The sequence below is a fragment of the Pseudomonas inefficax genome (assembly GCF_900277125.1).
Classification (GTDB): domain Bacteria; phylum Pseudomonadota; class Gammaproteobacteria; order Pseudomonadales; family Pseudomonadaceae; genus Aquipseudomonas; species Aquipseudomonas inefficax.
Genome location: NZ_OPYN01000196.1, coordinates 1 through 1856, shown reverse-complemented (window position 1 = coordinate 1856; position 1856 = coordinate 1). Strand labels below are relative to the sequence as shown.

The following is a 1856-nucleotide window of genomic DNA, read 5'->3' as shown; positions in this document are numbered from 1 at the left end:
GCTGGACCTGGCCGCCCTGCAGCACGCCTTCGATGCCCTGGTGGCCCGCCACGAAACCCTGCGCACCCGCTTCGCCGCCGACGGCGATGACGTGCGCCAGCAGGTCGATGCCAGTGCCGCCCCGTTGCAGCTGCACCAGGATGCCCTGGCCGGCCTGGATGAAGGCGCCCGTCAGGCCGCCATCGAAACCATCGCCGAAGCCGAAGCCCTGGCCCCCTTCGACCTGGCCAGCGGCCCGCTGCTGCGGGTGCGCCTGCTGCAACTGGCGGCACAGGAACACATCCTGCTGCTCACCCTGCACCACATCGTCGCCGACGGCTGGTCGATGAACGTGCTGATCGACGAATTCCTGCACCTGTATGACGCCGCCGTTGCCGGCAGCGAAGCCCGCCTGGAACCGCTGCCGATCCAATACCGCGACTACGCCCTGTGGCAGCGCAGCTGGCTCCAGGCCGGTGAGCAGGAGCGCCAGCTGGCCTACTGGCAGGCGCGCCTGGGCGACGACCATTCGCCGCTGGAACTGCCACTGGACCGCAGTCGCCAGGGCCGCCCCAGCTATCGCGGCGCGCGTCACGAGTTCCCCGTCGCAGCAGATGTGGCCGAACGCCTGCGCGGCCTGGCACGCAAGCATAACGTCACGCTGTTCATGGTCCTGCTGGCAGCCTTCAAACTGCTGCTGCAGCGCTACAGCGGCCAGTCGGCGATCCGTGTCGGCGTACCCATCGCCAACCGCAACCGCGGCGAAAGCCAAGGGTTGATCGGCTGCTTCATCAATACCCAGGTACTGCACACCGAAATCGACCCACTGCTGGACATCGCCAGCCTGCTCCAGCGCGTGCGCGAAACCGCCGTGGGCGCGCAAAGCCACCAGGACCTGCCGTTCGAGCAACTGGTCGAAGCCCTGGACCTTCCGCGCAGCAGCGAGAGCCCGCTGTTCCGCGTACTGTTCAACCACCAGGCGCAGGTGGCGGATGTGCAGGCCATCGAGACCCGCTCCGGCCTGAGCCTGGCGCCGGTCACCCTGGCAAAGCACAGCGCCCGCTTCGACCTGGCGCTGGATACCCATGAGCGAGCGGGTCAGCTGCACGCGGCGTTCACCTATGCGACCGACGTGTTCGATGCGGCCACGGTCGAAGCCCTTGGCGAGCAGTGGCAGGCACTGGTACAGGCATTGGCCGACGAAGCGGGTGGCGTAGTCGGCGAGCTGCCATTGCCAGGGCTGGCTGCTGCCGTTGGCGCGCCTGCGCAGGCTGACGCAACGCTGCTGGTCCACCAGCGCTTTGCCGCCGCCGCCAGCCGTCACCCCGAGCGCACGGCTGTAATGGCTGCGGGCGAGCAGGCCAGCTTCGCCGAACTCGATGCCCGCGCTGAAGACATCGCCAGCCGATTGGTCGACGCCGGGGTGGGGCCGGACACACTGGTCGGCGTGCTGGCCGACCGCAGCGTTGGCATGCTCGCCAGTATCCTCGGCGTGCTCAAGGCCGGCGGTGCCTACTTGCCACTGGAGCCCGAGCAGCCGGCCGAACGCTTGGCCTACATGCTTGCCGACAGCGGTACGCGCCTGGTACTGGCGCCCGGTAACTGGCCGGCCGAACTGCCCGAGGGCGTGCAGCGCCTGGACTGGGTACAAACCGGCAACGGCAGCGCCGCCCGTATCGCCCCGGCGCCGGCCAACCTGGCCTACGTGATCTACACCTCCGGCACCACCGGCCAGCCCAAGGGCGGGGCGATCAGCCATGGCGCCCTGGCCAACTACGTCGAAGGCATCGCCGCGCGTTTGCCGGTCGAGCGGATCCGCAGCATGGCCCAGGTCTCGACCCCGGCTGCCGACCTTGGCCACACCATGCTGTTCGGCG

The 1856-nt window shown here is 69.1% G+C and carries 1 protein-coding gene; it reads left to right on the top strand.

The window, feature by feature from the left end:
• Positions 1-1856 (top strand): condensation domain-containing protein (locus JV551A3_RS23950; RefSeq protein ID WP_167494839.1); only part of this gene is annotated, 1856 nt, incomplete at both ends.